Here is a 6,146-nt window from a genome sequence, read left to right on the forward strand (position 1 = left end):
CGTCACGGGTGCTCCCCGCGCTCGAGGATGTCCTTGAGCCTTCCCTGCGCGTGCAGCAGCAGATCGCAGGCGTCGCGCGCAGCGCCGTGTCCGGCCGCGCGCGGCGTGATCCAGTGCGCGACCGGGCGCGCCCATGGATGGGCGTCGGCCGGAACCAGCGCCAGCCCGACGCCGCGCAGCGCGGCGAGGTCGGGAAGATCGTCGCCCATGAACGCGACCTGTTCCATTGCGATGCCCAGTTCTTCGGCCATGCGCCGCACGCAGTCCAGTTTGCTGCGCTCGCCGAGATGGACGCGGTGGATGCCCAGTTCCCGTCCGCGGGCTGCCGTCACCGGGCTCGGTCGGGCGCTGACCAGCGCGGTCTCGATCCCGGCGTGGCGCAGCAGCACGATGCCCATGCCGTCCTGCACGTGGAAGCGCTTGGACTCGCGGCCTTCGCTGTCGAAGACGAGGCCGCCGTCGGTCAGGGTGCCATCGACGTCGAAGGCGATCAGGCGGATGCGCGCCGCGCGTTCGAGGACTTCGATCGGGTAGTTGCCGGCGTCCATCACACCACCCGTGCGCGCAGCAGGTCGTGGATGTTGAGCGCGCCGACCACCCGGCCATCGCGGTCGGTGACGAGCAGTGCGTTGATCTTGTGCGCCTCCATGAGCTGTGCGGCTTCCACCGCCAGCGCATCGGCGTCGATGGTCTTGGGCGCGACGGTCATCACCGCGTCGATGCGGGTGTGGCGCAGGTCGACGTGGTCGTCGTCCAGGCTGCGGCGCAGGTCGCCGTCGGTGTAAAGGCCCAGCAGCTTGCCGTCGCTGTCCACCACCGCGGTCATACCCAGCCGCTTGCTGCTCATCTCGACCAGCGCCTGGCTGATGCTGGCGTCGGGGCTGACCCGCGGCACTTCGTCGCCGACGTGCATCACGTCGGTGATGTGCAGCAGCAGGCGCCGTCCCAGCGCGCCGGCCGGATGCGAACGCGCGAAGTCGTCCCGGGTGAAGCCGCGCGCTTCCAGCAGCGCGACCGCCAGCGCGTCGCCCATCGCCAGCGAGGCGGTGGTGCTCGAGGTCGGCGCCAGCTTCAGGGGACAGGCTTCCACCGGCACGGCCACGTCGAGGTGGATGTCGGCCTCCTGCGCCAGCGCCGAAGCCGGGTTCCCGGTCATCGCGATCACCCGGTTGCCCTGCCGCCGCAGCGCCGGCAGCAGCAGCAGGATTTCGTCGCTTTCGCCCGAATAGGACAGCGCCAGCACCACGTCGGCGTCGGTCACCATGCCCAGGTCGCCGTGCGCCGCCTCGCCCGGATGAACGTAGAAGGCCGGGGTGCCGGTCGAGGCCAGGGTGGCGGCGATCTTGCGGGCGACGTGGCCGGACTTGCCCATTCCGGTGCATACCACGCGGCCCGGGGAAGCGAGGATCGTCCGGCAGGCGGCGTTGAAGTGGGCGTCGATCCGCGCGCACACCGCGGCCAGCGCCTCGCGCTCGATGGCGAAGACGCGGCGGCCGCTGGCGGCGAAATCGAAGTCGTCCGGACGGACGGGTGCGGCGGGGGCCATGGGGCGTTTCCGCTAAACTTGACTGTCCAGTTTAACCGAGCCGCCCCGACAGCCCATGAACGCCGACGTCATTTGCCAGTTGATCGAAGCCGGCCTGCCCGGCGCCAGCGCGCAGGTGCACAGCGACGACGGGGTACATTTCGAGGCCGTCGTCGTAGCCGAAGCCTTTGTCGGCAAGCTGCCGTTGGCCCGCCATCGGCTGGTCTATGCCACCTTGGGCGAGCGCATGGGCGGGGAGATCCACGCCCTCCAGATCAAGGCGCTGACCCCGGCGGAGGCCGCGCGCTGATGCAGAAGATCCTCATCCGCGGCGGCCGGACGCTGCGCGGCGAAGTGCCGATTTCCGGCGCCAAGAACGCGGTTCTTCCGATCCAGTGCGCGACCCTGCTGGCCGACGGCCCGTGCCGGATCGACAACGTTCCGCGCCTGCAGGACGTGCTGACCACCGCCCGCCTGCTGGAAGGACTGGGTGCCAAGGTCGAACACGCCGGCAGCACGATGACGGTCGATGCCGCCCACCTGGACAGCCATGTCGCCCCCTACGAACTGGTCAAGACCATGCGCGCCTCGGTGCTGGTGCTGGGGCCGCTGCTGGCGAAGTACCACGATGCCGAAGTCTCGCTGCCCGGCGGCTGCGCGATCGGTTCGCGGCCGGTCGACCTGCACCTGAAGGGCCTGCAGGCGCTGGGCGCGGAGATCACGGTCGATCACGGCTTCATCCGCGCGCGCTGCGACGGCCGCCTGAAGGGCGCCCGCCACGTGTTCGAACTGGTCAGCGTCGGTGCGACCGAAAACGTGCTGATGGCCGCCACCCTCGCCGAAGGCAGAACCATTCTCGAGAACGCGGCGATGGAGCCGGAAATCGCCGACCTTGCCGATTGCCTCAACGCCATGGGCGCGCGGATTTCCGGCGCCGGCACGCCGCGGATCGTGGTCGAAGGCGTGCCGCGCCTGTCCGGCTGCACCCACCGGGTGATCGCCGACCGGATCGAAACCGGCACCTTCCTGGTCGCCGCGGCGATGACCGGCGGTCGCGTCACCACCACCGGCGCCCGCCCGCACACGCTGGACGCGGTGCTCGGCAAGTTGCGCGAGGCCGGCGCGGAGATCGCGGTCGAAAAGGACCACATCACCCTCGACATGCACGGCCGGCGTCCGCAGGCGGTCAACATCACCACCGCGCCGCACCCCGCGTTCCCGACCGACATGCAGGCGCAGTTCATGGCGCTGGACTGCGTGGCCGAGGGCGTCGGCATCATCAACGAGACGATCTTCGAAAACCGCTTCATGCACGTCAACGAACTGTTGCGGCTGGGCGCCGACATCCGCGTCGATGGTCATACCGCGGTCGTGCGCGGGGTCGAACGCCTGCAGGGCGCGCCGGTGATGGCCACCGACCTGCGCGCCTCGGCCTCGTTGATCCTGGCCGGGCTGGCGGCGGACGGCGACACCGTGATCGACCGCGTTTACCACCTCGACCGCGGCTACGAAAACATCGAAGCCAAGCTCGGCGCGCTGGGCGCGGACATTCGCCGGATCGACTGAGCGCGACGTCAATCCGATTCGCGCAGAAGCGCGAGGTAGCGCTGAAGATCGTCGTCGCTGAAACAGCAGAAAACGATGCGGCGCAGGCTGTGCGATCGGTGCGCGCGCACCGTGGCGACGGCGATGCGCGCCGCCGCGTCCTTTGGATAGCCGTACACGCCGGTGCTGATGGACGGGAAGGCGAGCGAACGCAGGTCGCATTGCTCCGCAAGCGCCAGCGAATGGGCGTAGCAGGCGGCCAGCAAACCCGGTTCGCCCGCGTCGCCGCCCTGCCAGACCGGCCCGACGGCGTGGATGACGTGGCGGGCCGGCAGCCGATGGCCGGAAGTGATCTTCGCCTGGCCGGTGGCGCAGCCGCCGAGCGTCCGGCATTCCTCCAGCAGTCCCGGGCCGGCGGCGCGGTGGATCGCGCCATCCACGCCGCCGCCGCCGAGCAGCGTCCCGTTGGCGGCGTTGACGATGGCATCGACCGCGAGCGTGGTGATGTCGGCCCGGATCGCCTCCATCCGCGGCGGCTGCGGATCGTTCACGGGTTGATCTCGATCGGCGTTGGCACCCGCACCAGCCGCCACAGCGTCGTCATGTCGGCATTCGACAGCGCGATGCAGCCATCGGTCCAGTCGTAGGGAAGGGCCTGGGTCGAGTTGGCGGGCAGGCGGAATCCGTTGGGCTGGCCGTGGATCATGATCGCGCCGCCCGGGCTGACGCCGAGACGGCGCGCGTTGGCGCGATCGGCGGCATTGGGATAGGAAATGTGGATGGCGCGATAGAAACTGCTGTCGGCCTTCTTGAAGTCGAGCATGTAGCGGCCTTCCGGCGTGCGGCGGTCGCCCTCGCGCTGCTTGTGGCCGACCGGCGTGCCGCCGAGCCGGATCGAAAACCGGTGCAGGACGACGCCGTTGCCGATCAGGCTCAGGGTGCGTGCCGCCTTGTCCACCCGCACCAGATCCACCTGCGCGGACTGCGCGCGCGGCTGCGGACCGGCCAGCGCCAGCAGCATCAGCAATGGCAGCAGGAGCAGGTTTCTGAACATTCGCGATCCTCCTGTTCGCGCAAGCCCCGGGCCGAACCGGAACGGCGTCGTCCGGGGAAGCCCCGGACGATTCAGGCCCCCGCTAGTCCGAATCCTGCGCCGCCGGAGACTCGTGGGCCAATGCCTCCATGCCGGTCAGCGCCGCGCTGCGAAACGTGAGCGGGTGGGCGATGTAGGGAATCGGCGCGTGGGTGCCGCCCGACCCGGTGATCACCACGCTGCCGTAGTCGAACAGGCGGCCGAGGATGGTCTGGTTCACCTGCAGGCTTTCCACCTTGCTGTGCTGCAACTCCACGGTCTCGCGGCGGATGAAGCCGAATTTGGCGATGACCCGGCTGCTGGTGACGGCCAACTCGGTGGAGTGGACGTAGATCCAGGCCTTGAGCACGAGGAACAGGGCGCCCGCCAGCAGCAGGTAGCCGAGCGCCGCGAACGGCAGCGGCAGCAGCAGCGAAAGCGCGCCGCCCAGCGCCAGCCAGCACAGCGAGGGCAGATAGATGAACCAGTGGGTCCGGGCCCGCGCAATGATCTTTTCGCCCGGAACGATGACGGATTGCACGTAGCTCATGGAGATTCCCTCTGCGCGTCGCAGCGATGGTAGCCGGCGCGCCTGCCGGTGGGAACCGGAACGGTCATAGCCAGCGCCGCGTGGCGTGAAGGTACTCCGCGTAGGGCGCTCCGAATTTTTCCAGCAGGATGCGCTCTTCCGGCTGGATCTGGAAACGGCTCAGCCAGCCGACCAGCAACACCGGAGCGACCAGCGTCAGCGGATTGGACAGCCACGTGCACACGGCCAGCAGCATCAGCAGCAGCCCGAGGTACATCGGATTGCGGGTGAAGCGATAGGGGCCGCCGCGAACCAGCGCACGGGCCTTTTCCGGCGCGTGCGGATCGACCGTGGTGCGCGCCGCGCGGAAAGCAAGAATCCCCGACGCGCCGCTGGCGCCGCCGAGCAGGACCAGCAGCGCCGCCAGCGGCAGCCGGCCCGGCCAGGGCAGTGCCAGCGTCGGCGCGCTCCGCGCCAACGCCCACGCCAGTCCGGCGCACAGCAGCCAGACCAGCGGTGGTGGGAGCTTCAGTTCCAGCCAGCGCATGTGCGGGGCATCAACCACCGACCCGCAGTGCCGCCGACACCATCAGCGCGATGACGCAAACGAAGCCGCCGAGCCAGCACAGGCTGCGCAGCGCCTGCTGGACGGTGACGTAGAAGACCCCGTGCAGGATGCGGAAGGCGACGAAGGCCATCGCCAGCCACGCCACCCGCTGCGGATCGACCTGGGTGAACTGCGCCATCAGCACCGCCGCGGCGAACGCCGGGAACGCCTCGAAGGCGTTCAGATGTGCGCTGTACGCGTTGCGTACCTTGTAGTTGTCCTGCCGGGCGATCCAGCCGCGCGGATCCTTGTTGTTGTAGCCGGGGGCGGCGCGCTTGGCGATTACCGCCCACAGATAGGGCAGGCAGGCAGCGATGAGGATGCACCAGTAGGCGATGGTCATGGGGAGGAATCCGCAGGAAGTCCAACCCGGAGTCTAGTGCAAGATGGTGCGCTTGCTGTGTGCGCTTTGGGCAGGGAGGTGGGGCGGACTGGAACGAAATACCGATGCGAATCCGAGGTTCGGGTCTTCTCAGAATCTGATTAGCCCTATCCCTCAGCTCGTCATTCCCGCGAAGGCGGGAATCCAGCGCCTTTTGCGCCTTGGCCAGAGCAAGGTCAGAAGCCATGTCACTGAATTTCCGCCAGAAGCATGCGGAAATGACGAGCCGGAGCCATTCTTCCTCGATTTGCCGGCTGAGACTTGGGGCTAATCAGGTCATCGGGAGCTGTCGCGGCATGTCGCGACGTGTCGGCTTCAATAAGGCCGCAGCGAATTCGCTGCGGAAACCCACCGGCCTGCGCCGTACCCCGTGCAATTTGCGCTCGCTTCAATAAGGCCGCAGCGAATTCGCTGCGGAAACTGCCGATCTGGTGGAAGTGGCCTTTCTTCGCGAGGCCCGCTTCAATAAGGCCGCAGCGAATTCGC

The 6,146-nt window shown here is 68.6% G+C and carries 10 protein-coding genes; 2 read left to right on the plus strand and 8 right to left on the minus strand.

The genetic code is table 11. The features are described 5' to 3' along the window. Positions 1-2: 2 nt before the first annotated feature. Together Q0X16_RS02060 and Q0X16_RS02065 are read right to left on the minus strand one after the other, a co-directional pair. Entirely contained in the window at positions 3-548 is a 546-nt protein-coding gene (locus Q0X16_RS02060) for an HAD family hydrolase (RefSeq protein WP_297830112.1), read from the minus strand. Then, positions 548-1,546: a KpsF/GutQ family sugar-phosphate isomerase gene (locus Q0X16_RS02065; protein WP_297830114.1), complete on the minus strand. Its 999-nt coding sequence runs from the start codon at positions 1,544-1,546 to the stop codon at positions 548-550. The genes Q0X16_RS02060 and Q0X16_RS02065 overlap by 1 nt, the downstream gene beginning before the upstream one ends. Before the next feature lie 55 nt (positions 1,547-1,601). Between Q0X16_RS02065 and Q0X16_RS02070 the strand changes: the two genes are divergently transcribed. Further along, positions 1,602-1,835, plus strand: coding sequence for a BolA/IbaG family iron-sulfur metabolism protein (locus tag Q0X16_RS02070; protein WP_297830116.1), 234 nt, complete (start codon positions 1,602-1,604; stop codon positions 1,833-1,835). After that, positions 1,835-3,091 carry a UDP-N-acetylglucosamine 1-carboxyvinyltransferase gene (gene murA / locus Q0X16_RS02075; RefSeq protein ID WP_297830119.1) on the plus strand — a complete coding sequence of 419 codons (1,257 nt, stop codon included), beginning with the start codon at positions 1,835-1,837 and terminating at the stop codon, positions 3,089-3,091. The genes Q0X16_RS02070 and murA overlap by 1 nt, the downstream gene beginning before the upstream one ends. 8 nt (positions 3,092-3,099) lie before the next feature. On the opposite strand, the gene Q0X16_RS02080 is transcribed toward murA, so the two are convergent. The 6 genes from Q0X16_RS02080 to Q0X16_RS02105 all read right to left on the minus strand — a co-directional run. Then, on the minus strand, positions 3,100-3,597 hold the full coding sequence (locus Q0X16_RS02080) for an O-acetyl-ADP-ribose deacetylase (protein ID WP_297830131.1): 498 nt from the start codon (positions 3,595-3,597) through the stop codon (positions 3,100-3,102). 20 nt (positions 3,598-3,617) lie between these two features. Next, the gene (locus Q0X16_RS02085; protein ID WP_297830121.1) at positions 3,618-4,124 is read right to left on the minus strand and encodes a L,D-transpeptidase family protein; all 507 of its coding nucleotides are present in this window, start codon (positions 4,122-4,124) and stop codon (positions 3,618-3,620) included. Positions 4,125-4,206: 82 nt separating this feature from the next. Next, entirely contained in the window at positions 4,207-4,692 is a 486-nt protein-coding gene (locus Q0X16_RS02090) for a PH domain-containing protein (protein ID WP_297830122.1), read from the minus strand. Positions 4,693-4,756: 64 nt separating this feature from the next. Next, complete coding sequence (locus Q0X16_RS02095; protein WP_297830124.1) at positions 4,757-5,236, minus strand: isoprenylcysteine carboxylmethyltransferase family protein; 480 nt, start codon at positions 5,234-5,236, stop codon at positions 4,757-4,759. Further along, positions 5,229-5,621, minus strand: coding sequence for an MAPEG family protein (locus Q0X16_RS02100; RefSeq protein ID WP_297830126.1), 393 nt, complete (start codon positions 5,619-5,621; stop codon positions 5,229-5,231). Before Q0X16_RS02100 ends, Q0X16_RS02095 begins: the two co-directional genes overlap by 8 nt. Positions 5,622-5,848: 227 nt before the next feature. Beyond that, positions 5,849-6,146: hypothetical protein (locus tag Q0X16_RS02105; RefSeq protein ID WP_297830128.1), on the minus strand; the 298-nt coding region annotated here is incomplete at its 5' end.

It is taken from the genome of Thermomonas sp. (assembly GCF_025993755.1).
Lineage (GTDB): Bacteria > Pseudomonadota > Gammaproteobacteria > Xanthomonadales > Xanthomonadaceae > Thermomonas.